The sequence below is a fragment of the Streptomyces abyssalis genome (genome assembly GCF_001751365.1).
In the GTDB taxonomy this organism is placed as follows: Bacteria; Actinomycetota; Actinomycetes; order Streptomycetales; family Streptomycetaceae; genus Streptomyces; species Streptomyces abyssalis.
In genome coordinates, this window is sequence record NZ_LJGT01000037.1 from 197,180 (window position 1) to 223,901 (window position 26,722).

23 protein-coding genes are annotated in these 26,722 nt (G+C 72.5%); 12 read left to right on the top strand and 11 right to left on the bottom strand.

Translation table 11 applies throughout. The features are described from left to right. Nucleotides 1–77 precede the first annotated feature (77 nt). The 6 genes from AN215_RS04085 to AN215_RS04110 all read left to right on the top strand — a co-directional run bounded on the left by AN215_RS04085 (nucleotide 78) and on the right by AN215_RS04110 (nucleotide 7,491). Nucleotides 78–2,186 carry a DUF5107 domain-containing protein gene (locus tag AN215_RS04085; RefSeq protein WP_070010359.1) on the top strand — a complete coding sequence of 703 codons (2,109 nt, stop codon included), beginning with the start codon at nucleotides 78–80 and terminating at the stop codon, nucleotides 2,184–2,186. Nucleotides 2,187–2,420: 234 nt separating this feature from the next. Beyond that, nucleotides 2,421–3,182: a DeoR/GlpR family DNA-binding transcription regulator gene (locus AN215_RS04090; RefSeq protein WP_070010172.1), complete on the top strand. Its 762-nt coding sequence runs from the start codon at nucleotides 2,421–2,423 to the stop codon at nucleotides 3,180–3,182. 97 nt (nucleotides 3,183–3,279) lie between these two features. Then, complete coding sequence (locus AN215_RS04095) at nucleotides 3,280–4,641, top strand: ABC transporter substrate-binding protein (protein WP_070010171.1); 1,362 nt, start codon at nucleotides 3,280–3,282, stop codon at nucleotides 4,639–4,641. Continuing rightward, a complete protein-coding gene (locus tag AN215_RS04100; protein ID WP_070010170.1) occupies nucleotides 4,638–5,606 on the top strand; it encodes a carbohydrate ABC transporter permease in 969 nt (322 codons plus the stop codon). Before AN215_RS04095 ends, AN215_RS04100 begins: the two co-directional genes overlap by 4 nt. After that, nucleotides 5,603–6,505, top strand: a complete 903-nt coding sequence (locus AN215_RS04105; protein ID WP_070010169.1) for a carbohydrate ABC transporter permease — start codon at nucleotides 5,603–5,605, stop codon at nucleotides 6,503–6,505. The genes AN215_RS04100 and AN215_RS04105 overlap by 4 nt, the downstream gene beginning before the upstream one ends. Beyond that, on the top strand, nucleotides 6,502–7,491 hold the full coding sequence (locus tag AN215_RS04110) for a zinc-dependent alcohol dehydrogenase family protein (protein WP_070010168.1): 990 nt from the start codon (nucleotides 6,502–6,504) through the stop codon (nucleotides 7,489–7,491). The genes AN215_RS04105 and AN215_RS04110 overlap by 4 nt, the downstream gene beginning before the upstream one ends. 344 nt (nucleotides 7,492–7,835) lie before the next feature. On the opposite strand, the gene AN215_RS04115 is transcribed toward AN215_RS04110, so the two are convergent. The 5 genes from AN215_RS04115 to AN215_RS04135 all read right to left on the bottom strand — a co-directional run bounded on the left by AN215_RS04115 (nucleotide 7,836) and on the right by AN215_RS04135 (nucleotide 12,852). After that, the gene (locus AN215_RS04115; RefSeq protein WP_070010167.1) at nucleotides 7,836–8,192 is read right to left on the bottom strand and encodes a VOC family protein; all 357 of its coding nucleotides are present in this window, start codon (nucleotides 8,190–8,192) and stop codon (nucleotides 7,836–7,838) included. 33 nt (nucleotides 8,193–8,225) lie between these two features. Continuing rightward, nucleotides 8,226–9,095: a methyltransferase domain-containing protein gene (locus tag AN215_RS04120; protein WP_079122677.1), complete on the bottom strand. Its 870-nt coding sequence runs from the start codon at nucleotides 9,093–9,095 to the stop codon at nucleotides 8,226–8,228. A gap of 118 nt (nucleotides 9,096–9,213) precedes the next feature. After that, nucleotides 9,214–10,728 (bottom strand): bifunctional phosphatase PAP2/diacylglycerol kinase family protein, encoded by a 1,515-nt coding sequence (locus tag AN215_RS04125; RefSeq protein WP_070010358.1) that lies wholly within the window; start codon nucleotides 10,726–10,728, stop codon nucleotides 9,214–9,216. A 512-nt stretch (nucleotides 10,729–11,240) separates the two neighbouring features. Beyond that, nucleotides 11,241–11,639, bottom strand: coding sequence for a DUF2795 domain-containing protein (locus AN215_RS04130; protein WP_070010357.1), 399 nt, complete (start codon nucleotides 11,637–11,639; stop codon nucleotides 11,241–11,243). Between the two features lie 4 nt (nucleotides 11,640–11,643). Then, complete coding sequence (locus AN215_RS04135) at nucleotides 11,644–12,852, bottom strand: baeRF2 domain-containing protein (RefSeq protein WP_070010165.1); 1,209 nt, start codon at nucleotides 12,850–12,852, stop codon at nucleotides 11,644–11,646. A 155-nt stretch (nucleotides 12,853–13,007) separates the two neighbouring features. Here AN215_RS04135 and AN215_RS04140 point away from each other — a divergent pair, with 155 nt between their 5' ends. Then, a complete protein-coding gene (locus AN215_RS04140; protein WP_070010164.1) occupies nucleotides 13,008–13,229 on the top strand; it encodes a DUF6158 family protein in 222 nt (73 codons plus the stop codon). A gap of 117 nt (nucleotides 13,230–13,346) precedes the next feature. On the opposite strand, the gene AN215_RS04145 is transcribed toward AN215_RS04140, so the two are convergent. Then, nucleotides 13,347–15,224 carry a thiamine pyrophosphate-requiring protein gene (locus AN215_RS04145; RefSeq protein WP_070010163.1) on the bottom strand — a complete coding sequence of 626 codons (1,878 nt, stop codon included), beginning with the start codon at nucleotides 15,222–15,224 and terminating at the stop codon, nucleotides 13,347–13,349. A 281-nt stretch (nucleotides 15,225–15,505) separates the two neighbouring features. Between AN215_RS04145 and AN215_RS04150 the strand changes: the two genes are divergently transcribed. From AN215_RS04150 to AN215_RS04165, 4 genes are all read left to right on the top strand, one after another. Continuing rightward, a complete protein-coding gene (locus AN215_RS04150) occupies nucleotides 15,506–16,339 on the top strand; it encodes a SigB/SigF/SigG family RNA polymerase sigma factor (protein WP_070010356.1) in 834 nt (277 codons plus the stop codon). A 265-nt stretch (nucleotides 16,340–16,604) separates the two neighbouring features. Further along, nucleotides 16,605–17,195, top strand: a complete 591-nt coding sequence (locus AN215_RS04155; RefSeq protein WP_070010162.1) for a GAF domain-containing protein — start codon at nucleotides 16,605–16,607, stop codon at nucleotides 17,193–17,195. A 190-nt stretch (nucleotides 17,196–17,385) separates the two neighbouring features. Then, nucleotides 17,386–18,513 carry an aminotransferase class I/II-fold pyridoxal phosphate-dependent enzyme gene (locus tag AN215_RS04160; protein WP_070010161.1) on the top strand — a complete coding sequence of 376 codons (1,128 nt, stop codon included), beginning with the start codon at nucleotides 17,386–17,388 and terminating at the stop codon, nucleotides 18,511–18,513. Beyond that, complete coding sequence (locus AN215_RS04165; RefSeq protein ID WP_070010160.1) at nucleotides 18,510–19,781, top strand: MBL fold metallo-hydrolase; 1,272 nt, start codon at nucleotides 18,510–18,512, stop codon at nucleotides 19,779–19,781. Before AN215_RS04160 ends, AN215_RS04165 begins: the two co-directional genes overlap by 4 nt. 50 nt (nucleotides 19,782–19,831) lie before the next feature. On the opposite strand, the gene AN215_RS04170 is transcribed toward AN215_RS04165, so the two are convergent. Beyond that, nucleotides 19,832–20,476 (bottom strand): DedA family protein, encoded by a 645-nt coding sequence (locus tag AN215_RS04170; RefSeq protein WP_070010355.1) that lies wholly within the window; start codon nucleotides 20,474–20,476, stop codon nucleotides 19,832–19,834. 32 nt (nucleotides 20,477–20,508) lie between these two features. Beyond that, a complete protein-coding gene (locus tag AN215_RS04175; RefSeq protein WP_070010159.1) occupies nucleotides 20,509–21,282 on the bottom strand; it encodes an MBL fold metallo-hydrolase in 774 nt (257 codons plus the stop codon). Between the two features lie 364 nt (nucleotides 21,283–21,646). Between AN215_RS04175 and AN215_RS04180 the strand changes: the two genes are divergently transcribed. Then, complete coding sequence (locus AN215_RS04180; RefSeq protein WP_070010158.1) at nucleotides 21,647–23,857, top strand: phage holin family protein; 2,211 nt, start codon at nucleotides 21,647–21,649, stop codon at nucleotides 23,855–23,857. A 17-nt stretch (nucleotides 23,858–23,874) separates the two neighbouring features. On the opposite strand, the gene AN215_RS04185 is transcribed toward AN215_RS04180, so the two are convergent. The 3 genes from AN215_RS04185 to AN215_RS04195 form a co-directional block, all read right to left on the bottom strand. After that, nucleotides 23,875–24,981, bottom strand: a complete 1,107-nt coding sequence (locus tag AN215_RS04185; protein ID WP_079122679.1) for a fatty acid desaturase family protein — start codon at nucleotides 24,979–24,981, stop codon at nucleotides 23,875–23,877. A 158-nt stretch (nucleotides 24,982–25,139) separates the two neighbouring features. After that, complete coding sequence (locus tag AN215_RS04190; RefSeq protein WP_070010156.1) at nucleotides 25,140–25,409, bottom strand: YrhK family protein; 270 nt, start codon at nucleotides 25,407–25,409, stop codon at nucleotides 25,140–25,142. Between the two features lie 139 nt (nucleotides 25,410–25,548). Next, the gene (locus AN215_RS04195; RefSeq protein ID WP_070010155.1) at nucleotides 25,549–26,595 is read right to left on the bottom strand and encodes a PHP domain-containing protein; all 1,047 of its coding nucleotides are present in this window, start codon (nucleotides 26,593–26,595) and stop codon (nucleotides 25,549–25,551) included. Nucleotides 26,596–26,722: the final 127 nt, after the last annotated feature.

The following is a 26,722-nucleotide window of genomic DNA, read 5'->3' on the forward strand; positions in this document are numbered from 1 at the left end:
GGCGCAGTACAGCGTGTTCCATGGTCATCAGGGGTCCCGGCAAGGCGGCGGCGCCCACGGAGAGGATCGAGGCGACCGTGCCTGCGACGCTGCGACGCACCACCGTCAACCTGCCCGCCGCTCCCGTCGGCCCTGAGAACCCGCTGCCCGCGCTGGCGCCGCTGGACGAGATGCACACCGTCGACGAGCGCCAACGGGCCGAGCTGCCGCCCGACATGGCGCGTCAGGTCGGCTACGCCCCGCTGCGGTCCGTGCTTCCGGTCCCCGTACTCGACGGGTACACGCGCGAGCGCACCCCCGCCGGCCTCGACGCCCTCGTTCTGGAGAACGACCGGCTGCGGGCGACCGTGCTGCCGGGCTTCGGCGGCCGAGTCCACTCCCTCCACCACAAGCCCACCGGGCGCGAACTGCTCTACACCAACCCCGTGCTGCAGCCCGCCGACTTCGCCCTCAACGGCGCGTGGTTCTCCGGGGGAATCGAGTGGAACATCGGCGCGACCGGCCACACCACGCTGTCCGTCGCCCCCGTCCACGCCGCCCGGGTGCCCGCTCCCGACGGCGGGGACATGCTGCGGCTGTGGGAGTGGGAACGGCTGCGCGACACCCCGTTCCAGGTGGACCTGTGGCTTCCGGAAGGGTCAGACTTCCTCCACGTGGGCGTCCGCATCCGCAATCCGCACGACCGCACGGTGCCCGTGTACTGGTGGTCGAACATCGCCGTGCCGGAGCAGGAAGGCACCCGCGTACTCGTACCGGCGGACGAGACATGGTATTTCGCCTACGAGCGCCGCCTGCGCCGCATCCCCGTGCCCGAGTGGGACGGGGTGGACCGCTCGTACGCGCTGCGCGGCGAGTTCCCCGCCGACTACTTCTACGAGGTGCCCCGCGAGGAGAGGAAGTGGATCGCCTCTCTCGACGAGCGGGGCACGGGCCTCGTCCAGACCTCCACGGACCTGCTGCGCGGCCGGAAGCTGTTCGTATGGGGCCACGGGCCCGGCGGGCGGCGCTGGCAGCAGTGGCTGACCGAGCCCGGAACCGGCGGCTACGCCGAGATCCAGGCAGGGCTGGCACGCACGCAGCTGGAGCACGTCCCGCTGGAGGCGGGCGGGGAGTTCGCGTGGCTGGAGGCGTACGGACCGCTCTCGGCGAACCCGTCCACCGTTCACGGCGGCGACTGGGGCGCCGCCCGCCGGCACGCCGCGGCACGGCTGGAGGAGGCCCTGCCACGTGCCGGGGTGGCCGCGGCGTTCGAGACCTGGAGACCCCACGCGGACACCGAGCCGGACACCGAGCCGGACGGCGGACCCGGGGCCGCGACGGAAGGCGCTCCTCGCACCCGGCTGCTGGCCACCGGCTCCGGCTGGGGCGCTCTCGAAGTGGCCCGAGGCGGCCACGAGTTGCCCGGTACGCCCTTTCCGCGGGAGACCCTCGGAGAGCAGCAGCGACCCTGGATGGAACTGCTCACGCAGGGCCGCTTCCTCGACGACGCCGCCGGGTCCCGCGCCGGCTCGGGCGCCTCCGGCACCTCCGGCTCGTCCCGCACCGCCGGTACCCCCGCCGGCGGCACCCCGACCGCGTCCCGTGCCGCCCTGACCTCGTCCCCGCCCGGCCCGACCCTCGTCTCCGACGCCTGGCGCGACCAGCTGGAGTGCGCGCCCTCGGGGCCGCGCACCGACTACCACCTGGGCGTCGCCCAGTGGCACGCCGGCGACCGCGCGCAGGCCGTACGCAGCTGGGAGCGCTCCGCCGCGGCGGTGCCCACACCCTGGTCGCTGCGGTGTCTGGCCTTCGCCGACGCGCACGACGCCGCCACCGGCCTGCACCCCGAACGTGCCGCGGACCGCTACCTGGCCGCCCTCGACCTGGCGTCGGCCGCCGGGGGACCGGCGGCGGCCGCGCTCGTACGGGAGGCCGTTCCCGTGCTGCTCGCCGCCGGCCGCCCCGCGGCCGCTGCCGGGGCCCTGGACGGACTGCCCTCGGCGTACGCGAGGCGCGGCCGCTTCCAGCTCCTGCGTGCACAGGTGCTGCTGGCACAGGGCGAAAAGGCTGCGGCACGGGCGCTCTTCGACGCCGGGTTCGACGTGGACGATCTGCGGGAGGGCGACGAAGTGCTCGGGGAGACCTGGGCGGCGATCAGCAGGGAGCCGCTGCCCGCTCGGTACGACTTCCGGATGCGCCCGGCCTGACAAGCCGGGCCCGGAACGGGCACCGGCCGACCCGGAAACAGACACCGGCGCCCGCCCCCGGAGCCGTTCCGTCCCAGGGAACAGTGCCCCGGTGCCCGCACGTGAACGGGCAGATACGGTCACGATCCAGCCCGTATTTGGCCTGGTCCTCGCCTTCCACGAGCTGTACAACTCTCCACACGAGCCCGAACGGGCAGATCCGTGTCCGTACGGAGAGGGAAGGGAGCGCCGCCCATGAGCGCGGAGGAACGTCAGCGGGAGATCGTCGGGGCCGCCCGGCGAAGCGGGTCCGTGGACGTCGCCGAGCTCGCCGCCGAACTGGGGGTGGCGAAGGAGACGGTCCGCCGTGATCTGCGCGTACTCGAGTCGCACGGGCTGCTGCGCCGCACCCACGGCGGCGCGTATCCCGTGGAGAGCGCCGGCTTCGAGACGACGCTCGCGTTCCGCACGACCATGCACGTTCCGGAGAAGCGCCGCATCGCCGCCGCCGCGGTCGAACACCTCGGTGAGGCGGAGACGGTCTTCATCGACGAGGGCTTCACGCCGCAGCTCATCGCCGAGGCCCTGCCCCGTGACCGTCCGCTGACCGTCGTGACGGCCTCCCTGGCCGCGGCGGGTGCGCTGGCCACGGCCGAGGAGATCACCGTGCTGCTGCTCGGCGGACGCGTGCGGGGCGGCACGCTTGCCACCGTCGATCACTGGACGACGAAGATGCTCGCCGGGTTCGTCATCGATCTGGCCTTCGTCGGGGCCAACGGCATCTCCCGTGAACACGGCCTCACCACCCCCGATCCGGCTGTCAGCGAGGTCAAGGCGCAGGCGCTGCGCGCCTCCCGGCGGCGGATCTTCGCGGGCATGCACACGAAGTTCGGTGCGGTGAGCTTCTGCCGGTTCGCGGAGGTCGGTGACTTCCAGACGATCGTCACCTCCACGGGCCTGCCCGCCTCCGAGGCCCACCGGTACTCGCTTCGCGGACCGCAGGTGATCCGGGCTTGACGGCCCGCACGCACCCTGCCCTTCCCGGTTCCTCCGACAACCGACCACACCGCGCATCCCACGCCCGTTTCGCCCCCTTATGACCAGGAGACCGCTCATGCGCACCCGCAGCCGCCGCAGGACACGCGCAGTGATAGGAGTCGCCACGGCCAACGTGCTGCTGGCCGCCTGTGCCGGCGCCGGCAGCCTCGCCACCGGCGGCGACACCATCAATGTGCTGATGGTGAACAACCCGCAGATGGTCGAGCTGCAGAAGCTGACCGCCAAGCACTTCACGAAGAAGACCGGCATCAAGGTCAACTTCACGACGCTGCCGGAGAACGACGTCCGCGACAAGATCGGACAGGACTTCGCCAATCAGGCCGGCCAGTACGACGTCGCCACGATCAGCAACTACGAGGCGCCGATCTACGCCAGGAACGAGTGGCTCAAGCCGCTCGACGGCTACCTGAAGAAGGACAAGGACTTCGACCAGAAGGACATCCTTCCGCCCATCCGGGAGTCCCTGAAGGGCGAGGACGGCAAGACCTACGCTGAGCCCTTCTACGGCGAGTCCTCCTTCCTGATGTACCGCAAGGACGTCTTCGAGAAGAAGGGCCTGAAGATGCCCGCCAAGCCGACCTGGCCGCAGGTCGCGAAGCTCGCCGCCGAGGCCGACGGCGCGGAGAAGGGCATGAGCGGCATCTGCCTGCGCGGACTGCCCGGCTGGGGCGAGGTGATCGCACCGCTCACGACCGTCGTCAACACCTTCGGCGGCACCTGGTTCGACAAGAACTACAAGGCGAAGCTGACCGACCCGGCCTTCGTGAAGGCCACCAAGTTCTACGTCGGCCTGGTGCGCAAGCACGGCCAGTCCGGCGCCACCCAGTCCGGCTTCGCCGAGTGCCTGAACAACATGACGCAGGGCAAGTCCGCCATGTGGTACGACGCGACGTCCGGCGCCGGGTCCCTCGAAGCGGAGAAGTCCCCCGTCAAGGGCAAGATCGGCTACGCGCCCGCGCCGACCGTGAAGACCAAGTCCTCCGGCTGGCTCTACAGCTGGGCCTGGGGCCTGCAGAAGTCCTCACGCAACCAGGACAAGGCCTGGAAGTTCATCTCCTGGGCCTCCAGCAAGGAGTACGAGCACCTGGTCGGCAAGGAGTTCGGCTGGGCCAACGTCCCTGCGGGCAAGCGCACTTCGACGTACGGCATCCCGGAGTACAAGAAGACGGCCGGCGCCTTCGGTGAGACGACCCGCAAGGCGATCACCGAAGCCGACCCGCGGGACCCGGGTGTGCAGCAACGGCCCACCATCGGCATCCAGTTCGTGGACATCCCGGAGTTCTCCGACCTGGGCACCAAGGTCTCCCAGGAGATCAGCGCGGCCATCGCCGGACGCCAGTCCGTCGAGACGGCCCTGAAGAAGTCGCAGCAGCTGGCCGTGGAGATCTCCGAGGAGTACGAGGGGCGAGGACAGTGACCGACACGACGACCACCACGACCACACCACCCGGTGCCCCCACCGGCCGCACCGGAACGCCCGCATCGCCGGCGAAACCCCCCGCCCGGCTCCGCGCCTGGGTCACGCGCGCACCGCTGCTGCCGGCGCTGATCTTCCTGATCATCGTCACCCAGCTGCCGATGGTGGCCACGCTGGTGATCTCGGTCTTCGACTGGAACGCGCTGTACCCGGAGGCCCGTTCCTTCGCCGGACTCGCCAACTACGCCGAGGTGCTCAGCGATCCCGAGCTGCGCAAGTCCGTGTTCACGACGATCATCCTCACGGCCACCGTCGTGCTCGTCAGCCTCGTGCTGGGCATGCTCCTCGCGTTGCTGCTCGACCGCCGCTTCAAGGGCCGAGCCGCCGTCCGGACGATGCTGATCGCGCCGTTCCTGCTGGTGCCGGTGGCCGCGGCGCTGCTGTGGAAGCACGTGCTCTACAACCCCGAGTACGGGCTCTTCAACGGTCTGCTGCACGCCGTCTTCGGCGACGACGCCGCCCAGCCCGACTGGGTCGCCGAGATGCCGCTCGGCGCGGTCGAGGCGTCACTGGTGTGGCAGTGGACGCCGTTCATGATGCTCATCCTGCTGGCCGGCCTGCAGAGCCGCCCCATGGAGGCCGTCGAGGCCGCGTGGATCGACGGGGCGAGCGCATGGCAGGTCTTCCGCTACATCACGCTGCCCCACCTGCGCCGCTATCTCGAACTGGGCGCCCTGCTCGGCACCGTCTACATCGTGCAGAACTTCGACGCCGTCTTCACCATCACCTCCGGCGGGCTCGGCACCGCCAACCTGCCGTACACGATCTACCAGACCTTCTACCAGGGCCACGAGTACGGAGTGGCCTCGGCGGCCGGCGTGCTGGTCGTGATCGGTTCCATCATCATCGCCACCTTCGCACTGCGGGTGGTCTCGTCCCTCTTCCGCGAGGAGGCCCGGTCATGAGCGCCGCCACGTCCGCATCGCCCGCCGCGAAGACGAACGCCGCCCCGAGCACAGCCCCGAACACCGCCCCCAAGAGCGTGCGCCGCAGGAACGCGGGACTGGGCCTGATCGCCTGGCTCGTCGGCATCCTCTTCGTACTGCCCGTGCTGTGGATGGTTCTGACCTCGCTGCACTCCGAGGCCGACGCCGCCACCAACCCGCCGTCGCTGGCGGCGCCGCTCACCCTCGACGGCTACCGCGAGTTCTTCGGCGCCGGGGGAGGACCGAGCCCCTGGTTCTCACTGGCCAACTCCGTGACGGCGTCGGTGGTCTCCACCGTGTTCGTGCTGCTGCTGGCGCTGCCCGCCGCGTACGCGCTGTCCATCCGGCCCGTGAAGAAGTGGACCGACGTCCTGTTCTTCTTCCTCTCCACGAAGATGCTCCCGGTCGTCGCGGGCCTGCTGCCGATCTACCTGTTCGCGAAGAACTCCGGCATGCTGGACAACATCTGGCTGCTGGTCATCCTCTACACCTCCATGAACCTGCCGATCGCGGTGTGGATGATGCAGTCCTTCCTCGCCGAGATCCCCACCGCGCTGATCGAGGCCGCTCAGATCGACGGGGCGCGCCTGCCGGTGATCCTCACCCGCGTCGTCGCCCCGATCGCGATGCCCGGCATCGCCGCGACCTCGCTGATCTGCTTCATATTCAGCTGGAACGAGATGCTCTTCGCCCGGGTCCTGACGGGAGTGATCGCACAGACCGCGCCTGTCTTCCTGACCGGATTCATCACCAGCCAGGGCCTGTTCCTGGCGAAGGTGTGCGCCGCGTCGCTCGTGATCTCCCTGCCGGTGCTCGCGGCAGGGTTCGCCGCCCAGGACAAGCTGGTCCAGGGCCTGTCTCTAGGAGCCGTGAAATGAAGGCAGCTCTCGTCGAGTCCGTGGGCAAGGTCGGACTCACCACCGTCCCCGATCCGACGCCCGGTCCGCGCCAGGTCGTCGTGCAGGTGGCGGCGTGCGGGCTGTGCGGCACCGATCTGCACATCCGGCAGGGCGAGTTCGCCCCGTCGTTGCCGCTCGTTCCCGGCCACGAGTTCGCCGGTGAGGTCGTCGGCACCGGCAGCGAGGTGAGCGAACTGGCCGTCGGCGACCGCGTGGCCGTCGACCCTTCCCTGTACTGCTACGAGTGCCGCTACTGCCGCACCGGGCACAACAACCTGTGCGAACGCTGGGCGGCCATCGGCGTCACCACCGCCGGCGGCGCCGCCGAGTACGCCGTCGCGCCCGTGGCCAACTGCGTCAAGCTGCCCGACCACGTACGCACCCAGGACGCCGCCCTCATCGAGCCGCTGTCCTGTGCCGTACGCGGCTACGACGTCCTCAGCAGCCAACTCGGCGCCCACGTACTGATCTACGGCTCCGGCACCATGGGCCTGATGATGCTGGAGCTCGCCAAGCGGACGGGCGCCGCCAGCGTCGACGTGCTCGACCTCAACGAGGAGCGGCTGGCCACCGCGAGGCGGCTGGGCTGCTCCGCCGCGGCCGCGGACGCCGACGAACTGGACCGCCCCCAGGGCTGGGACCTCGTCGTCGACGCCACGGGCAACGCCGCGGCGATCCAGGACGGTCTCGGCCGCGTCGCCAAGGCCGGAACATTCCTCCAGTTCGGGGTCTCCGACTACGCGACGACCGCCACCATCGAGCCGTACAAGATCTACAATCAGGAGATCACCATCACCGGCTCCATGGCCGTCCTGCACAGCTACGAGCGGGCCGCCGAACTGTTCGCGGGCGGCGTGCTGGACCCGGAGATCTTCATCTCCGACCGGCTGCCGCTCGACGAGTACCCGGACGCGCTGGACCGCTTCGCGGCGGGCAAGGGGCGGAAGATCGTCGTGGTGCCGTGACCTTGCCGGTCCGGCGCCGCGCCGAAGTCGGCCTCCTCCGGGCCTCGTGGCCCGGGAGTGCGCCCCTCGCTGGGCGGGGCCCCGACGGAGCGGCGCCCCGGTCGCGGCGCGTTGCTCCGCTTCGACGGGAGCGTTGGCCCCTCGCTGACCGGGTCTCGCCGGGCCCGGCCCTGGGTGTCGAGGCCGGCAGGCCGGGGCGCGGCTCCGGTTGCGACAGGCTTTCGCCGACGCGACGATGCGGGTGACACCCGGACAGCCACGGCGAGTTCGGCCATGACGGCGAGGTCCCGGCGGCGCCGGGACGGCCCGGGCGGCCGCGGCGTCCGGTCAGGTGCCGACGGCGGTCAGCCGTCCGCCCCCTGCCGGTCGACGTACTCGAAGACACTGCCGTCAGGGTGGCGGGCGATGACGCTGCGCCCGATCGGGGTCTCCTTCGGACCGGCGACGATCTGGGCACCCACCGCCTCCAGGTCGGCGACGGCTTCGGCAACGTCCTTCACGGCGAGCGTCGCCGCGATCTTCCGCAGGATCTCCAGATGCTCCGACGGGCCGCTCATCAGGAAGAAGGGCCCCACGGCCGCGACCTGCACCGGCCCTTGCGTGAAACGCACCGCCTCGGTGCTCGCCAGGCGCTCGTACGCCGGAACTGCGGCGTCCAGATCGTCGACGCAGACGCGCAGTGAAGTCCCCAGAATGTCCATGCCCCGCACCCTAGTTGGGCGGCTCGGCGCACGTCAGGCCCGGCACAGGATCTCCCCGTGCGGCACCGCGAACCAGGCGTCCTCCCGCGCGCCCCACTCCAGCCAGGCGTCCGCCGCCGCCCGCAACTGCTCGCGGGTGGCGTGCCCGCCGTCCACGGCGGACGCGGCGAAAGACGAGGCGAGCGTGCGCTCCGCCCACGACTCGCTCCACCACGCCCGGTCCTCCGCGCTGGCAAAGCACCACGTCGTCGACGACGCGGTGACGTCCCGCAGACCCGCCTCACGCGCCCAGGCGTGCAGCCGCCGTCCCGCGTCCGGCTCACCGCCGTTGGCGCGCGCCACCCGCCGGTACAGCTCCAGCCATCCGGTGAGCCCGTCGACCGCGGGATACCAGAACATCGCGGCATAGTCGGCGTCGCGGGCGGCGACGACGCCACCCGGCGCGCACACACGGCGCATCTCCCGCAGTGCCCGCACCGGATCGCCGACGTGCTGCAGCACCTGATGGGCGTGTACGGCGTCGAACGCGCCGTCCGGGTACTCCAGGGCGTGCACGTCGCCGGTCCCGAACGTCACATTGTCCAGGCCCCGGCCGGCCGCAGTCTCCCGTGCCTGCGCCAGTACGCCCGTTGCCGGGTCGAGAGCGGTGACGTGTCCGTCCGGTACGAGCGCGGCCAGGTCGGCCGTGATGGTGCCGGGCCCGCATCCGATGTCCAGCACCCGCGCGGCGGGCTTCAGTTCGTCCAGCAGATACCCGGCCGAGTTGGCCGCCGTACGCCAGGTGTGCGAACGCAGCACCGCCTCGTGGTGCCCGTGCGTGTACGTCGCGGTCTCCGCGTGACGCGTCCCGTCCGTCGCGGCGCGCGCCGCCCGCCCGGGTTCTCCAGCTCGCCCATCGGCCATGTCCGCAGGGTATGGCGTCCCCGGGGGAGGGGGAGACCGGTGACCGCCATGCGGACGGGCGCCACTCGTCGCCACCCGGACAGGGCGGATCAGACGCGCTCACCCGTGCCGGGTGACCTCACACGTCCAGCGGGCGGTACACGACCAGCGCCTCGTGCTGCTTGTCGAGCAGCAACCGCCGCGGGGCGGGCGCCACTTCGCCGTCGTACGACAGATGCGTGTCCGGTGGGATGTCGGTGATCATCAGGCGGCGCAGCCGGGTCGTGCTGTGCAGCGGCGAGCGGTCCACGGCGCTGGTGAGGGCAGCTATGAACAGTCGCGTACGGGACCAGCGGCCCGCTTTGACGATGCGGACGTCGAGCATGCCGTCGGCGAGGTCGTGCCGCCGTACCGGCGCCATGCCCACCTTGTAGGCGCAGTTGCCGGCGAAGAGCAGCCACAGGTCGCGTTCCTTGCCGCCCAGCCCGGCCTCCACCGGTCCGCTCGTACGCAGGACCTGCAGCGCCGCCAGAACCCCGGCGGGCCAGGGGCCGACGCGGTGGGCCCAGCGTTCGCGGATGCGGACCAGTTCCGGGTAGGCGCCGAGGCTGAAGGTGTTGAGGAAGTACCCCGTCTCCTGCGGTACTTCGGCATCCGGACGCCCGGCGGCCCGTGCCTCCGGCCCCGGCTGCGGTGTGAAGCGCCCCACGTCCACGGCGACGGCGTCACCGGACTGCACGGCGCGGCACGTGTCGGCGAACTCCTCGATGCCCAGGTCGAAGGCGAAGTGGTTGTGCGTGCCGCCCGGCAGGACGGCCAGCGGGACACCGGCCCGTACGGCGCTGGACGCGGCGGCGTTCACGGTGCCGTCACCGCCGCAGACACCGAGGGCGCCGCCCAGCTCGGCGGCCCGCTGGGCGGCCTCCTCCAGCGCGCCGGGCAGACCGCCGGACTTCGGGTCGCAGGGGATGATCTCCGCCTTGGGCAGCATGTTCCGCACGACGGCCAGCGCGGCCGGTTCCTCGGGCTCCGCGAGCCCGGTCAGCTCGGCCGCCGCGCCGGAGTCGTCCATGCGGGACCCGGACGTGGAGTTGGCGACCAGCACCAGCCCCGACCCCTCCGGCATGGCGGGCGCGTGCGCCAACGGGCGGCCCGGGGAGGGCAGTTGGGAACGGGTGGGCGCGATGCCCCGGACGGCGAAGGCCGAGCCGACGCCGAGCGCCGCACCGACGAGGACGTCGCTGGGGTAGTGGACGCCGGTGAAGACACGGGAGAAGGCGACCGCCGCCGCGAGCGGCGCGACCGCGGCCCCCCAGCGGGGCGACTCCAGGGCCACGCCTGTGACGAAGGCGGCTGCGGACGCGGCATGACCCGACGGGAAGGACGTGGTCACCGGCTGGCGGTGCAGCTGCCTGATGAGCGGCACACCGTCCAGCAGCGGCCGGTCCCGCCGCACCGAGCGCTTGCCCAGGGTGTTGACCGTCGCCGAGGCGACAGCCAGAGACGCGAGGCCGCGTGCCGCGCTTCTGCGGGCGCGCGGGGTGTTCGACAGCGCTATGGCGCCCGCCACGGCGAACCACAGCCGGCCGTGGTTCGCGCTCCGGCTCAGGCGGGGCAGCACCCGCTCCGGGCCCGGCCAGTCGCGGGTGGCCACCAGCTCGAAGATGCGGCGGTCCGCCGAGGACCAGGCACGGGACGCAGGCCATTGGCGCCAGGACGCCTTGGCGCCCGCCGGTTCCGAGCCTCCCAGCCGCCGGAAGTGCGGCGCCCGGAACACCGCCGGGAGCTCTGCCGGGATGTGAGCCCGCAACCGGGCCGGCAACGGGGCCGTCCGTCCCGGGCGGGCGCCCCTCACCGGCTTGGCCGGACCGGACGGTGCCTGGAGGCGCTGACGGCGGAGGGTGCGGAGACTCTGCCCCACGCGGGTGGTGAACGTTGCCATGGAGCTTTGCCTTCTCTGACCGGGTTGTCGGTAAACCTTCGCCGTCCGTGACCACGGCCGTAACTGTGCCCGTGGCCCCCGCGCGTGCCCCTGCCCCGATGTGAGGCTCGGCACCCGCCCGCAAGAAGGCAGCCCGCAAGGAGGCCGGCCCGTCACCCGCAAGAAGCGGCTGCCACCCGGTCATCCCGGACGGCAGCCGCTCCGCTCGGACGCGGAACACCGCGTCACGCCTGGGGCTTCCGCCCCAGCGCGGCCATCACCTCCTGCACGTTCCCGTACGTGTCACCGCCCTTGGGCAGCTCCCGTACGGTCTCCACCAGGGAGTCCGGCGCGTACCGGTCCAGCAGCACGCGCTTGAGCCCTTCACGGTCCGATGGGAACGCGCCGCGGCCGAGGTGCCGGGCGAGGTCGGAGCGCAGAGCCTCGTCCTCCGCCTCCTCCCGGCCGGCCGCGCCCAGCACCGGAACCGGCCGCTCGGTGACCTCCGGGTCGTCGTCGGCGCCCGGCTCGGGGTCGTCCCACTCCTCGGCCCGCGTGGGGTGCCCGGACCGGATGCGGCCCTGCATCTCCCGCTTGGCCTCGTCGTCCCGGTGGACGTTCAATCGGTCGCTGCCGCGTTGCATGTTGTCAGCCACCGGCTCCACCTCCTTCCGGTGCTCCTCCGTGCGGCCAGCGCAGCAGGGCGCCGAGTCCGCCGTCGGGCAGGTCCGGTGGTACTCCTTCGGGGGCGGCGGAGTCCCGTACGCACAGCACGTCGGCGCCCGTCGCCGCCACGGAACGCATCAGCGCGTCGTCCGCGCGCGCCGATGACGGCTCCGTCGCGCCCAGGTACTGGGTTTCGCTGCGGCGCACCGCGACCTGGCCCGGTTCGCCGCCCACCCAGACCTCGCGGCGCAGATCCGCGCCCGAGGGCCGTACGAGCAGCACCCCGATGCGGTGCTCGCGCGCCGCCTCGACCAGTGCCGGTACGCCCTCGGCGGCGTCGATGCCGCCGTCCTCGCCCGGGGCGCGTCCTGCCTGGAAGCGCTCCAGCGCCTTGGCGACACGCTGCCGTGCGTAGTCCGAGCGCGCGTGCGCGACCTCTTCCGCCAGCAGCCGGCGGCCGCCCGCGGTGTTGGTGGCCGGCCCCTCGGCGGCGGCGTCGGCCCGTACGCCGTGCTCGGCCTGGACGGTGCGTTCGCGCAAGTCGGGCGGTAGACGGTCGTGGACGGCGTTCCGCTCCCGGGCGTCCCCGGCCAGTACGAGCACTTCCGCGCCGCACTTCTCCCAGCGGACACGCAGGTCCTCGGCGATCTCCGCCGCGTTCTGCTCCCAGGTGTTCTCGACCGCCGTCTGGAAGTGCCGCTCCGACCAGTCGCCCGTCGGTGTGCGGTGCACGGGCCAGTCACTGCCGGTGACGCGGCCCGCGGTCTCCGTGCCGAGGGGGCCCTTCAGCTCGAATTCGGCGCCCTTGCGGTCGATGTAGGCCACGAGACAGAGAGGGTCGCTGTCGGCGAGTTCGAGGAGCGGCCCCATACGGGGAAGCGCCTGCCAGGCGACGAGAGGGCCCCCGCCGGGCGGCGGAAGCGTCAGTTCCGTCTCCAGTACGACCTCACCGTGCGTGGCGAAGACCGCGTGACCCGGCGGTTCCTGCCCCCGGGGCAGCGATACGAGCCTGTCGTACACGGCACGGCACGTGGCGTCGTCGGCCCCTTCGTCCTTGAGCTGTTCGCTCGCCGACTTGGCGCCCAGCTTCTGACGGGCGGCGGCGTCCTCGGAGGCCGTCGTGGTGTCGAAGTAGACCGACGCCCAAGGGCCCTGGCGCTCGAAGAGCGGACCGAGGAATCCGAGTTCCATTGATTCCCTCCTTGGATTGCCGAGGCCGGGTACCCGTACGGTCGCGGGACACACGAGGAATCCCGGCGCCGCGCCGGAGTCCTGGCAGGCCGGCGGCAGAGCGGCACGCGCACGGCGCTCACACGGAGCACGCAACGACACCGAGAGGGAGCCCCATGGGAATCGACCCCCGCAAGCTGTCAGACGCGGACCTCCTGAAGGAACTGGAGACCATTCACCGCACCCGGCACGACACGCTGCTGCACGCTCCAGAGGACGCGCTCTCCGCGCACAGCGTCCGGATGACGGAGCTGGAGGCCGAGTACCTGCGGCGGCACCCGGAGCGCCCGGTCACGCCGGGCCGCACACGGGAGGGCGCCCGCGCCCGGAACGCATGAAGAGGTGACGGGCGGGTGTGCGGGGGCCCTGGTCGGCGGCCCGCACACCCGTCCGACGCCCGGTTCCGCGCCACGGGACGCGGGCCTGACGTCTGTGCGGCGTACGGGCGGAGCCGGTCAGCCGTCGGTGTTCCGCTTGGTGCCGTCGCCCTCGTCTCCCTCGTGGCTCCTGTCGCGCTCGTTCCGCTCGTCCGCCGCCGGATGGGGCCTGCCGCCCGGCAGGAACTCCTGCAGCTTCGCCTTGAAGCCCTGCTTGACCACCGACCTGCGGGCGCTGTCGCCCTTGACGATCGACGCCGCCGTCGCCTCGATCTGGTCCCAGTCGGCGTGCGGCGGGATCGGCGGCACGGACGGGTCGGTCATGAACTCGACGACGGCGGGGCCGCCCGATTCCAGGGCCTGGCGCCAGGCGTCCTCCACCTCCTCCGGCCTCTCGGCCCTGATGCCGGTCATGCCGAGCGAGCGGGCGAAGGCGGCGTAGGAGACGTCCGGCAGGGACTGCGACGGCACGAACTGCGGTGACCCGCTCATGGCGCGCATCTCCCACGTCACCTGGTTGAGATCGCCGTTGTTCCACACACCGATCACGAACCGCGGATCCTCCCAGGACATCCGGTACTTGGCGATCGTGATCAGCTCGGCGAGCCCGTTCATCTGCATCGCACCGTCGCCGACCAGCGCGACGACGGGCCGGTCCGGATGGGCGAACTTCGCGCCGATCGCGTACGGAACGGCGCATCCCATCGTCGCCAGCGTCCCCGACAGCGAGCCGCGCATGCTGCCGCGCATGGTCAGGTGCCGTGCGTACCAGTTGGTCGCGGAACCGGAGTCGGCGGTGACGACGGCGTCGTCGGGGAGCAGCGGATCGAGGCAGTGCGCGACGTACTCCGGGTTGACCGGGTCCGCGCTCACCTGGGCGCGGCGCCGCATCACTTCCTTCCAGCGGTCGACGGAGGCCATCAACTCCTCCTGCCACTCGGTCCCTTCGTCCTTCTGCCGGAGCTTGGGCAGCAGCCTCCGCAGAGTGGCGCCGGCGTCGCCGATGAGGTTCACCTCGTACGGGTAGCGCATCCCGGCCATGTGCGGGTCCAGGTCGATCTGGACGGCGCGGGCCTTGCCGAAGGGCGGCAGGAATTGGCTGTAGGGCAGGCTCGACCCGATGGTGAGGAAGGTGTCGCAGTCCCGCATCATCTCGTAGCTGGGACGGCTGCCGAGCAGTCCGATGGGACCCGTGACGTACGGCAGGGTGTCGGGGAGCACGTCCATGCCGAGGAGGGCCTTCGCCACCCCGGCCTGCAGAACGCCGGCGACCTGCTGCACCTCGGCCTGAGCGCCGCGTGCGCCCTGTCCGGCCAGAATCGCCACCTTCTTGCCGGAGTTGAGCACCTCGGCGGCATGGTCGAGCGCCCCTTCTGCGGGCTCGGTGTGCCAGCCGCTGCTGCCGAGGCTGGACGGCACCATCTTGAACTCGTGACCGGGCGGCCGGTAGTCGAGCTCCTGCACGTCCGAGTGGACGATGACGGCCGTGGGAGCGCGGCGCGCGTAGGCCGTGCGGATGGCGCGGTCCAGCACGTTGGGCAGCTGCTCGGGGACGGTGACCGTCTCCAGGAACTCCGAGGCGACGTCCTTGAAGAGGGAGTGCAGATCGAGTTCCTGCTGGTAGGAGCCGCCCATGGCGGAGCGTGCGGTCTGGCCGACGATCGCCACGACGGGTACGTGGTCGAGCTTGGCGTCGTAGAGCCCGTTGAGCAGGTGGACCGCGCCCGGACCCGACGTGGCGGTGCACACACCAAGCGTGCCGCGGAACTTGGCGTAGCCGACGGCGGCGAACGCGGCCATCTCCTCGTGCCTCGCCTGGACGAACCGCGGCTCGTTGCGGGCGCGCTCCCAGGCGGCGAGGAGACCGTTGATGCCGTCCCCGGGGTAGCCGAAGACGTGCTCGACCTCCCACTCGCGCAGCCTGCGCAGGATGTAGTCGGAAACCTTCTCTGACATGGAGGTGCGCTCCTCTTCTGCGGGGCGGGGGCCCGAGGCGGGTTACCGGACCGCAGGGCCGGAAACCCCGGCGGTGGCACAAGCCACAACGCAGAACGGGACGTTGAACGTTTGCCGCCGGAAGGCAGGGGCATGCGAGTCACCAGTGCTTCGGCAAGAAGGCACATCCGCGGGAGCGGGACCTGTGAGTCCGCTCGGGACCGTAAGGGTCCGACCGCATGTGCCTCTCCCGCGGTGTCCGCTCGGACGCAGAACACCGATGGGAAGAGGTCGAAAGCACCATGACTCCCGTACAGACCCGCACCAAGCGTGCGCGTCACCCGCACGACGACGCCCCGGACACGGCTGCCGACTTCCGTCGCATCGTCTCGCTCCCCGAAGGTCCGGAAAAGGAAGCACTGCAGCAGCAGGTCGTCGAGGCGTGGATGCCGATGGCCGAACGTCTCGCGCAGCGGTTCCGCAACCGCGGTGAGGCGCTGGAGGATCTGCAGCAGGTCGCCTCGCTGGGCCTGGTCAAGGCCGTGGGCCGCTACGATCCCGACCGCGGCAGCGCGTTCGAGAGCTTCGCGGTGCCCACCATCGTCGGCGAGATCAAGCGCCACTTCCGCGACCACATGTGGGGTCTGCACGTGCCGCGCCGCGTGCAGGAACTGCGCAACCGCGTCCGCATCAGCCGCCGCGAACTGAGCCTGACCATGGGCGACCGCAGCCCGTCGGTGGCGCAGATCGCCGAGCACGCCCGGATGTCGCAGGAGGACGTGCTGGTCGGGATGGAGGCGCTGGAGAGCTACAGCACCCTCTCCCTCGACGCGGAGCTTCCCGGCGCGGACGACGGCTACTCCCTCGCGGACACCCTCGGCCGCAGCGAGCCCGGCTTCGACCACGTCGTCTACCGCGAGTCGGTCAAGCCGCGGCTGCAGCGGCTCCCGGAGCGCGAGCGCCGCATCCTCTACCTGCGCTTCTTCTGCGACATGACGCAGACGAACATCGCCGACCAGCTCGGCATCTCCCAGATGCACGTCTCCCGGCTCATCAGCCGCACGTGCGACAAGCTGCAGCAAGAGGTCGACGCAGACATCGAACGCGAGGACGAACCGGAGCTCGCCGCTGCGTGAGGGTCCGCATGCCCTCAGGCCCGCAGGCCCGCAGGCGTGACCGGTGAAGGGTGAAGGGCGGCCGGGAGCCGGGAGCGTGGTGCCGGCGCCGGCCGCCCTTCACCGCCCCCGGGAGCCTGCCGCGTCCCTACGACGCGGCAGGCTCCCGGGGCGCTGGGCGCTGGGCGCTGGGCGCTGGGCGCGCTGCGTGATGTTCACGAAGCCCGCCGAACCTGCGCACGCGTCCGCCAGTTTTCCGTGCTTGTTCCCGGGCAGCCGAACGCCTGTGGAAACGCCGCCTCCGCTGGACGCCCCCGACGGGACTCGCACCGCTCCTCCGGCCCTGACGCCGCTGGAGGACGCGGACGAGCGCGGCGGGGAGACATCCCCCGCCCGTGGCTTCACCGAACTCGCGCAGCGCTCCGTCGCCTGCATCCCGGGCAGCTGCGCGGCCGCCGTCACGCTCACCGACACGGCGGGCGGCCCGCTCGCCGACTCCCCGGAGGGTACGGCTGCCGCCGTCACCCATCCCGACGTGGCCGAACTCGTCGCCGCCCAGTGGGAGTCCGAGGAAGGCCCCGTCCCCTCGGCGCTGGAGAGCGGCGAGCCGGTGCTGACGGGCGACGTGCGGCACGAGACACGCTGGCCGCGCTTCCGGGCCATGGCGCTGCAGCGGGGTCTGCGCGCGTCCGCGACGCTGCCCTACCGTCACGAGGGCGCGGTGCTGACCCTGTCCGTCTACGCCTTCCGTCCGCAGAGCCTGGCGGGTGTGGTCGAGGAGAAGGGCGGGGAGCTGGCCGAGCTCGCGGAGGCGATCGTGCGCAACCGCGGGCGGGGCGTCGAGGAGCACCTGGGGAAGCTGCGGCGTCCGCGCTGAGCCGGCACGTGTCGGCATACGGCACCGCCGGAGCATCTGCGAAGGTGGACGCATTGTGCGTTTGTCCTATTCAGAGCGCCGACGGGTGGCGGCTTTCATTCGTCCCCCGTCAGCTGACACAGGACAGATGACGGACGGCGGATTCTGTCACCCGGCAGCGGATGGCGGCCCGACGGCGGAGGCGTGAGCGATGGAGGGCAGCGACAGACACGGGCCCGGCGACAGCTACCGGCAGAGCCGCACCGCCACCGCCGTCGCCGCCTGCGGCTACTGGCAGCGCCGCGGCATGGAGACCCGTCCGGAGCAGGTCGTCGCCGCGCCCGGAGCCGCGCTCACCCTCTTCGCCGTGCTGGCCGCGGCGGGCTCCGGCACCGTTCTGACGCCGAGACCCGCCGACCGTTGGTACGCGTGGCCGGCCCGCTTGCTGGGCCGCCCGCTGCACACCGTTCCCGTGCCGGCCGAGTGCGGGGGAGTGCCCGACCCGGTCGCCCTGCGCGAGACCGTGCGCCGCGTCCGCGCCGAGGGGGACGAACCGCGCGTGCTGGTGCTCTCCGTCGCCGACGACTGCACCGGTACGGCCGTGCCCCCCGAGCTGCTGCACGAGGTGACGGAGGCGGCGGGGGACGAGGGGCTGCTGATCGTCAGCGACGAGACCTGGCGCGACACGGCACACACGCCGCACGGCACGGTCGTCGTCAGTCCCGCCGAGATGGTCCACGGAGGCCGGGACTCCGACGCGGTCGTCGTACTCGTGGAGCTCGGGGAGACGCTGCTGCCGCAGGGCCGCGTCGCCGGGATCGCCCGCTTCCCGGACAGCGGACGCGGACGCGGACTCGCCGAGTCCGTACGAGAGGTGCTGACGGTGCTGCGCACCGGGCTGACCGGCCCGGACGACGCCGCCGTCGCCGACGCCCTCACCGAACCGGAGCCGCTGCGGACCCGCCGCACCGGCACCGCACGCGCGTACGGTCCGTTCCTCACGGAGCTGCACCATGCCGTCACCGACGCCGGGGCGCTGTGCCGCCCGCCGCGCGTCGGGCGCCACGTCTACGCCGACTTCGAACCCGTACGGCCGCGTCTCGACGCCCGCGGCATCCGCGACTCGGCGGGACTGGAGGCACAACTGGTGCGGATGTTCGGCCCGTACGTGTGCGGCGGGCACCGTCTCGGGGACGACCCGAAGGCACTGCGGGTGCGGCTGTCCGCCGGGATCGTCACCGGCTCCGAGCCGCCCGCGGCTCCGGCATCGCCCGCAGCGAGCCGGGTACTGGAATCGGTGAAATCTGCCCTTGCCGAACTGACGGCTCTCCGGGAGTGACTGTGGAACCGGACCGGACGCTGCCCGAGCAGGACATGGAGACGCAGGCGGAGACGATCCCGCCCGGGCCGCCGGCCGTGCCCGGCCGCACGGACCCCGGGCGCACGGACCCCGAACGCAGGGACCGCGAAGCCTCAGACGGCGAACGTACCGACGTAGGGCATCCGGGCGGCGGGACCTCTCGGGAGCCCGGCGCCGGGGAGCGGTCACCTGAACCCCCGCTGCTGCGTCCCGTCGGCGCCAGACGGTTCTGGCCGCGCAGCTTCGCCGCCCGGCTGACCGCGCCGCTCCCCGACGTACGCGCGCTCGTGCGGGCCGCGCGCGAGGGTGCGATGCGGCCCGAACCGCAGGCGCTGAAGGGCATCGCGCGGCTGCCGTACGAGCCCGGTCCGGTGCCCGCGGCCCGTCCCGGCACGGTCTCGGTGACATGGGCCGGGCACGCCAGCTGGGTCGTCCGCGTCGGCGGTCTGACGGTGCTCACCGACCCGGTGTGGTCACGCCGCATCCTCGGAACGCCCGCCCGCGTCACGCCCCCCGGTGTGGCCTGGGCGGACCTGCCGCCGGTCGACGCGGTCGTCATCTCGCACAACCACTACGACCACCTGGACGCCCCGACTCTCCGCAGGCTTCCGCGCCGCACGCACCTGTTCGTCCCCGCCGGGCTGGGCCGCTGGTGCCGCAGACGGGGCTTCACGAGCGTGACGGAGCTGGACTGGTGGGAGGCGGCGGAGCTGCCCGCGAGGGACGCGAGCGGCCGGGTCCGGTTCGAGTTCGTGCCCGCCCACCACTGGTCCCGGAGGACGCTGACGGACACCTGCCGTTCCCTGTGGGGCGGGTGGGTGCTGACGGGACCGGAACGCGGCCACGGGGACGAGGGACAGCCGAACGGGCGGCGCGACACGGAGCGGAACGGGCATCAGCCCCGGCGGCAGCGCGTCTACTTCGCGGGCGACACCGGCTACGGCCACTGGTTCGCGGAGATCGGCCGCCGCTGTCCCGGCATCGACCTGGCGCTGCTGCCGGTCGGCGCCTACGAGCCGCGCTGGATGCTCAAGCCGGTGCACACCTCCCCGGAGGAGGCGGTGCGGGCCTGCGCGGACGTCGGGGCGCGTGTCATGGCGCCCATGCACTATGCGACGTTCCTGCTCTCGGCCGAGCCGCCGCTGGCACCTCTGGAACGCGTACGTGCCGCGTGGGCCTCGGCGGGACGGGCGCGCGGAGACCTGTGGGACCTTCCGGTCGGCGCCTCACGCGTACTGGGCGAGTGAACGGAGGCGGGGGGGGAGCCGGCCGGAGGCGGCGGAGCCTGCCGGGCCGGTCAGCTCGCGCGGAAGCGCCGCCACACCGTGGGCGCGACGCTGATGATCACGGTGAGCCCCACCGCCGCCGCGACGCCTTCCCACGGTTCGGGGAAGACGGAGCCGCTGAGCAGTCCGACGAGCTGGTAGGCGACGGTCCAGGCGAGGCAGGCGGGCAGATTGCCCCGTACGAACTCGCGCAACGGCATCCGCGCGAGCAGGCAGGCGAGCATCACGGGTATGCGTCCCGCCGGTATGAGCCGCGAGACGATCAGTACGGCCACCTCGTGTTCGCGGAGCTTGTCCTGGGCCTGACGGAGCCGTTCCGGCGGCGCGTGCTCCCGCAGCCGCTCCAGCCAGCGCGATCCGCTCCGCGAGTCGACTCCGCGCCTTCCGAGCCAGTACAGCGTGACGTCCCCCAGGAACGCCGCCGCCGCTCCCACGACGAAGACCGCCCCCAGGCCCAGCCCCGGCAGGCTCTGGTGCAGGGCCACCACCGCGGCCCCGCTGACGAGGGCGCCGGTCGGCACCACGGGGACCAGCGAGCCCAGCACCACCAGCAGGAAAAGCGACGGGTAGGTGACGGCCTGCTGCGTGGACTCCGGCGGTATCACCGCGCCCGCGCCGGTGCCCGCCACACTCGTCACGTCCGCCACACCCGTCATGCCCGGCACCGCACCGAGCTGCTGAAGGAACATCAGGCCGCCTCCAGTGTCACGCTCTCGCCGTGCGTGAGCCGGTGCACGGTGACGCCCGGAGCCAGCGCCCCGGCCTTCCGCAGGAACTCGTCGCCGGGCGCGTGGAATTCGTGCGGCCGGACCGCGTCCATGCCGATCGGCCAGAACGTGCCGTAGTGCACGGGCACCGCCGTGCGCGGGCGCAGCCGCACCAGGGCCTGCGCCGCGCGCTCGGCGTCCAGATGCTCCTCGCCGAGCCACGGGCCCCAGCCGCCGACCGGCAGCAGCGCCACATCGACCGTGCCGACCGCCTCCGCCATGCCGTCGAAGAGGCCGGTGTCACCGGCGAAGTACGTACGGGCGGCGCCCTCCACCACGTAACCGAGCGCCTCCGCGCGGTGCGGCCCGTACGGCATCCGCCGTCCGTCGTGGGCCGCGGGCACCGCACGCACCGTCACGCCCCGCTCGGTGACGCACTCCCCGGCGACGACCTCGTGGAAGCGCAGCACCGACGCCAGCCGCCGCAGCCGCGGCACCGCCCGCAGCGCTCCGCGCGGCACCACGACGCGGGTGCCGGGCGCCAGCATGGCCAGCGAGCCGAGGTGCAGATGGTCGGCGTGCAGATGGGAGACGAGCACGACGTCGGCGAGCGCGGCCGAGGGAGGCGGCAGCAGTCCGCGGCGCCTGCGCAGGTGCGCCATGCGCCGCACCAGCAGCGGGTCGGTCAGAACCGTCACCCCGGAGTCCCGCACCGTGGCTGTGGCATGCCCCCACCATGTGACCTCCACCGGCACGTGTGCTCCTCCCTGCCTGGTGCTGACGGCCCCTGCGGACCCGGAAAACCGCCGGCCGCCGGAACCCCGGCGGGAATCCCGGCCGGAATCCCCGCCGGAATCCCGGCCGGAACCGGCCGCCGGAGACCGGATGCCCCGTTCCGCCGCGGGTACTGGCTGCCCGTACCGGCCGCGTGTACTCGCCGTGGCGGGCACCGCGTCCACCGCCCCCGCGCTTCGAGCGTATGCGCCCAGCGCACGGGGACGGGCCGGGCGCTGTGTCACGAGACGGGCGCAACATGGAGAATTGGAGAATATCCCGCGCATCGGGTGGGTTCTCGTGTCAGCAGGTGTGCGAGCGGCGCCGGGAGAGTTGGGAGTCAGGATGCGGCTGCGGGTCTTCCCCCCTGGCCTGCCGGGGGGTGTGCCGAGGCACTGGCGCTCCTTCGGCGCCACGGTGCTGCGGGTGCTGGCGGTGTGGGCGGTGAGCACCCTCACGCTGCTGGTTCTCGCGGGCATCCTTCCCGACTTCCGGCTCCAGTCGCCGGAAGCCGGGAACAGTGCCACCTACATCGCGACGACCGCGGCCATAGGAGCCGGTGTCTTCGGCCTGCTCGGTGCGGTGGTGTGGCCCGTGCTCGTACGGGCTCTGCTGCTGGTGCCCGCGCTGGTGCTGGGCACACTCGTCTTCTTCCTCAACGGCTCGCTGCTGTGGCTCGCGCTCTCCCTGGTGCCGTACGGCAGCGGCTCGGCCGACCCCGGCACGGCCGTCGTGGTCGCCGCGGCCATGTCCGCCGCGTCCTCCGCCGCCGGTACGGCCCTGGCGGTACGGGACGACGGCGCCTACCGCCGCCGCCTCGCCCGTCTCGCCGACCGCCGGCGCCGCCGCGAGGGGCTGGGCCCGGCGCCGCGCACACCGGGCACGGTCTTCCTGCAGCTCGACGGCGTCGGCCACGGGCTGCTGCGCGAGGCCGTCACGGGCGGTGCCGGCGGCGAGCCGGCGCTGATGCCGACCGTCGCCGCGATGTACGGCGCCACGCACCGGCTGACCCCCTGGCGCACCGACTGGCCGTCCCAGACGGGCGCCAGCCAGCTCGGCATCCTCCACGGCAGCAACAAGGACGTGCCCGCCTTCCGCTGGTACGAGAAGGGGTCGGGGGAGGTGCTGATCAGCAACCGTCCTTCCGGAGCCGCCGAACTCCAGCGCCGGGCCGTCGAGGAGACCGGAGACCGCGGGCTGCTCGCCCTGGACGGCGCCAGCCGCGGCAACCTCTTCACCGGCGGCGCCGGCCAGGTCGCCCTCGTGGTGGCGGTCGCGGCGCGGCGCGGCCGTGAGAACCGCTCCCGTGCCGGCTACGTCGCCTACTTCTCCGACCCCGCCAACGCCACCCGCACGGCGGTCTCGTTCGTCGCCGAGGTGGTGCGGGAGCTCATCCAGTCGACGCGCTCGCGGCTGCGCGGCGAGCGGCCCCGGGTGCCGCGCGGCGGGCTCTATCCGCTGATCCGTGCCTTCGCCACCGTCGTGCAGCGCGACGTGGTGGTCGCCGCCGTGCTCGGCGACGTCTTCAGCGGACGCAGTGCCGTCTTCGCCGACCTCGTGGCCTACGACGAGGTGGCCCACCACTCCGGGCCCCGGGGCTCGGACGCGAAGAAGGTGCTGCGCCGGCTCGACCGGTCGGTGGCGCTGATCGCGAAGGCGGCCCGGCGCGCGCCGCGTCCGTACCGCATCGTGCTGCTCTCCGACCACGGGCAGAGCGCGGGGCAGACCTTCCGTGCCGCCTACGGGCTGACGCTGGAGGACCTCGTACGGGCCGGCTGCGGGCTGCCCGTCTCGCGCCGTGTGGGGCGCACGCCCAGCGGCGCGGAGGCGCGGGCCGCGGCGCGCGCCGCGCTGCACAGGCCGGAGAGCGGGCCGCAGAACGAGGAGCGGACACCGTCGAGGAGCGCGGGGCCGGTCGTGCTGGCCTCCGGCAATCTCGGGCTCGTCTCCTTCCCGGACGTGCCGGGCCGGATGTCCAGGGAGCAGGTCGACAAGCGGCATCCCACGCTGCTGCGCACGCTCGCCGACCATCCCGGAATCGGCTTCCTGCTGCTGCACAGCGAACAGCACGGCCCCGTCGTGCTGGGCGGGGGCGGCGCCGAACACCGCCTGGACACCGGTGAGATCACCGGCGGGCCCGACCCGCTGGCGCCGTTCGGACCGGGCGCCGCGGATGCGGTGCGGCGCACCGCCGGGTTCCGGAACGTGCCGGACATCATGATCAATTCAGTGATCGACCCGGAGAGCGGCGCCGTACACGCCTTCGAGCAGCAGATCGGCTCGCACGGCGGACTCGGCGGGGAGCAGAACGACGCGTTCCTGCTCTCGCCGCGCGAACTGTCGGCCCCGTCAGGCGAGGAGGAACTGGTCGGGGCCGAGCGTGTCCATCTCGTACTGCGCCGCTGGCTGAACGAGGCGGCGGGCGCCGCCGTACCGGCGTCGCGCGCACGGGACGAGAACGCGCCGGCGGCACCGGACGGGGAAGCCCCGGCGGCACCGGACCGGGAGTTCCCGGCGGCACCGGACCGGGAGTCCCCGGCGGCCCGGCCCGCCTGAACGGCCGGTTCGCGTGGTCAGCCGCGGATGGGAGCGCCGACCTCGCGGAGGTGTCTCAGGGCCTCGCGCCACGAGGTGACCAGGCCCGTCTCGTGGTATCCGATGCCCAGTTCGGCGCAGTAGTCGCGGACGATGACGCGGGCCCGGCGCAGATGGGGCGAGGGCATGCTCGGGAAGAGATGGTGCTCGATCTGGTGGTTGAGGCCGCCCAGCATGAAGTCGGTCAGCCGGCCGCCCCGTACGTTGCGGGAGGTGAGGACCTGCCGGCGCAGGAAGTCCGGCCGGTCGTCGCCGGTGAGCGTCGGCATGCCCTTGTGGTTCGGGGCGAAGATCGAGCCGAGGTAGACGCCGAAGACCGCCTGGTGGAGGAAGAGGAACGCGAACGCCATTCCGGGCGGCAGGACGAGGAAGAGCGCCGCGAGGTAAGCCCCCAGGTGCGTGAAGAGCAGCAGCCCCTCCAGCCCCCTTCGCTTCATGTGCGGTTCGCGCAGGGCGCGGACACTGGAGACGTGGAGGTTGAGGCCCTCCAGCGTGAGCAGCGGGAAGAACAGCGCCGCCTGGTGGCGTCCGACGAAGCGCGGCAGCCCCTTCGCGGCCCGCGCCTGGTCCTGGGACCAGACGAGGATGTCCGGCCGCACGTCCGGGTCGAGCTCCTCGTGGTTGGGGTTGGCGTGGTGCCGGGTGTGCTTGTTCATCCACCAGCCGTACGACATTCCTATGCCGAGGTTGCCGACGATGCGGCCGCCGGCCTCGCTCGGTCCGCGTCTGCTGAAGACCTGACGGTGCGCGAGGTCGTGGGCGGCCAGGGCGAGCTGACCGAAGACCAGCCCGAGGAAGCCGGCCACGGCGAGCTGCCACCAGCTCTCGCCGAGCGCGAAGAACGCGGTCCAGCCGGCCGCGAATGCCAGGCCCACCAGCGTCAGCCGCAGGGCGTAGTAGCCGGGGCGGCGCCGCATCAGGCCGGCCTCGTCGATCCGCGCGTACAGCCGGGCGAAGTCGCTGCCCTGCCGGCCGGCGCGTGGTGCGGCCGGGTGCACGGCTGCCGGTTCCGGTGCCGGTTCCGCTGTTGCCGTTGCTGCTGTCGGTCTCGCTGTCGTTGTCGTCCGAGTCGCCGGTGTCGTCATGCACTGAAGCCTCCCGGCGCGGGGGAGGGTGCCGACAGCCGCGCAGCACGCCTCTCACCAGGGGTGTCCGCCGCAGCGCCGGGGTGTCGCCAGGTGCACCCCGGTACGGGGGAGGGCCCGCCCGCGCACGTCGCGGGGCGGCACCCCCAGGAGCGGGGTCAGAAGTCCTGCGAGGTCTCCTCCGCGGCGTACTTCCCTCCGTGCATCCGCTGCAGATGCACCTGACGGGTCAGCCGGATCACCGGCCTGATCAGCAGCTCCACGCTGCCGAAGACGAAGCACCAGGTGCCCGCCGTCTGCCATTCCGCGGAGAAGAACATGACGCTGCCGACGAGGAACCACACCGCGACGAGCAGGTCGTTGGCGATGCTCGCGACGGCGTAGCGCTGACGGATCACCACTTCCGCGTCGCCGACTCGGATGGTCACCGGTGGTTTGCCGCTCCCTTGCGGAGGCCGGTCCTGCTGTGGCTGACCGTGCTGTGGCCGGTCCTGCTGAGGCTGTCCCCGCTGTGGCTCTCCCTGGTCGGGCTCGGGCACCGTCGTCCTCCTGTGCGCGTGGGTGCGGTCACGCGTCGCGCGAACCGTGTGCCCAGCTCAGCAGTTCAGGGGCCGTCCAAGTCGTGATGACGCGCTCCGCGGGCACACCGCACTCCGCCGCGCGGACGCACCCGTTGATCTGCCAGGCCAGCTGGCCCGGCGCGTGCGCGTCGGTGTCGATGGAGAAGTACACCCCGGCGTCCACTGCCTGCCGCAGCAGGCGGCGCGGCGGATCGAGCCGTTCGGGGCGGCAGTTGATCTCCACGGCGGTTCCCGACTCCGCGCAGGCCGCGAAGACCGCCTCCGCGTCGAACTGGGACTCGGGGCGGCTGGAGCGCAGTCTGCCCGTGCAGTGCCCCAGCACGTCGACCAGCGGATTGCGGACGGCGGCGACCATGCGCCGCGTCATCTCGGCCGCGGGCATCCGCAGTTTGGAGTGCACGGACGCCACGACCACGTCGAGGCGGGCCAGCAGCTCCTCGTCCTGGTCCAGCGACCCGTCGAGGAGGATGTCGCACTCGATTCCCGTGAGCAGCCGGAACGGTGCGACCTGCGCGCCGACCTCCGCCACCACGTCCAGCTGCTCCCGCAGCCGGTCGGCGCTCAGGCCGCGGGCCACCGTGAGACGGGGTGAATGGTCGGTCAGCACCGCCCATTCGTGGCCGAGTTCGGCGGCCGTACGTGCCATCGTCCCGATGGGGCTGCCGCCGTCCGACCAGTCGGAGTGCATGTGGCAGTCGCCGCGCAGCGCCGCGCGCAGCCGCCGGGCCTCCTCGCTGACGGGGGCGTCGTCCACGGTGGTCGCCTCAGGCTCGGACTCCGCGTCCGCCTCCACCTTCGCGAGGTAGGCCGGGACCTCGCCGCGCAGGGCCTCCCGTACGACCTGCGCGGTCTTCGGACCCACCCCTTTGAGTGACTCCAGTCCGCCGCCCGCCGCCGCGCGCCGTTCCACCTCCTGCGGGTCCAGAGCCGCGAGCACCTCCGAGGCCGTACGGAACGCCCGCACCCGGTAGGTGGGAGCCTGCGCGCGTTCCAGCAGGAAAGCGATCCGGTCCAGTGCCGTGAGCGGGTCCACGGGTGCCCCTCCTCGCAGTGCCTTGTCTCTGCTCGCCTTGCTCGCCGTGCCGTCATCTTCCACGGTGGCGCAAGGCGGCGGTGAGCGCGCGTCCCGGGCGTGACCGGATGCCCGGGCGTGACCGGAC

Excerpts from the sequence above, each read along its gene's own strand:
- AN215_RS04090 (WP_070010172.1), top strand. The coding sequence starts at position 2,421 with ATGAGCGCGGAGGAACGTCAGCGGGAGATCGTCGGGGCCGCCCGGCGA.
- AN215_RS04095 (WP_070010171.1), top strand. The coding sequence starts at position 3,280 with ATGCGCACCCGCAGCCGCCGCAGGACACGCGCAGTGATAGGAGTCGCC.
- AN215_RS04105 (WP_070010169.1), top strand. The coding sequence starts at position 5,603 with ATGAGCGCCGCCACGTCCGCATCGCCCGCCGCGAAGACGAACGCCGCC.
- AN215_RS04110 (WP_070010168.1), top strand. The coding sequence starts at position 6,502 with ATGAAGGCAGCTCTCGTCGAGTCCGTGGGCAAGGTCGGACTCACCACC.
- AN215_RS04115 (WP_070010167.1), bottom strand. The coding sequence starts at position 8,192 with ATGGACATTCTGGGGACTTCACTGCGCGTCTGCGTCGACGATCTGGAC.
- AN215_RS04120 (WP_079122677.1), bottom strand. The coding sequence starts at position 9,095 with ATGGCCGATGGGCGAGCTGGAGAACCCGGGCGGGCGGCGCGCGCCGCG.
- AN215_RS04130 (WP_070010357.1), bottom strand. The coding sequence starts at position 11,639 with ATGCAACGCGGCAGCGACCGATTGAACGTCCACCGGGACGACGAGGCC.
- AN215_RS04135 (WP_070010165.1), bottom strand. The coding sequence starts at position 12,852 with ATGGAACTCGGATTCCTCGGTCCGCTCTTCGAGCGCCAGGGCCCTTGG.
- AN215_RS04140 (WP_070010164.1), top strand. The coding sequence starts at position 13,008 with ATGGGAATCGACCCCCGCAAGCTGTCAGACGCGGACCTCCTGAAGGAA.
- AN215_RS04145 (WP_070010163.1), bottom strand. The coding sequence starts at position 15,224 with ATGTCAGAGAAGGTTTCCGACTACATCCTGCGCAGGCTGCGCGAGTGG.
- AN215_RS04150 (WP_070010356.1), top strand. The coding sequence starts at position 15,506 with ATGACTCCCGTACAGACCCGCACCAAGCGTGCGCGTCACCCGCACGAC.
- AN215_RS04160 (WP_070010161.1), top strand. The coding sequence starts at position 17,386 with ATGGAGGGCAGCGACAGACACGGGCCCGGCGACAGCTACCGGCAGAGC.
- AN215_RS04170 (WP_070010355.1), bottom strand. The coding sequence starts at position 20,476 with ATGACGGGTGTGGCGGACGTGACGAGTGTGGCGGGCACCGGCGCGGGC.
- AN215_RS04180 (WP_070010158.1), top strand. The coding sequence starts at position 21,647 with ATGCGGCTGCGGGTCTTCCCCCCTGGCCTGCCGGGGGGTGTGCCGAGG.
- AN215_RS04185 (WP_079122679.1), bottom strand. The coding sequence starts at position 24,981 with ATGACGACACCGGCGACTCGGACGACAACGACAGCGAGACCGACAGCA.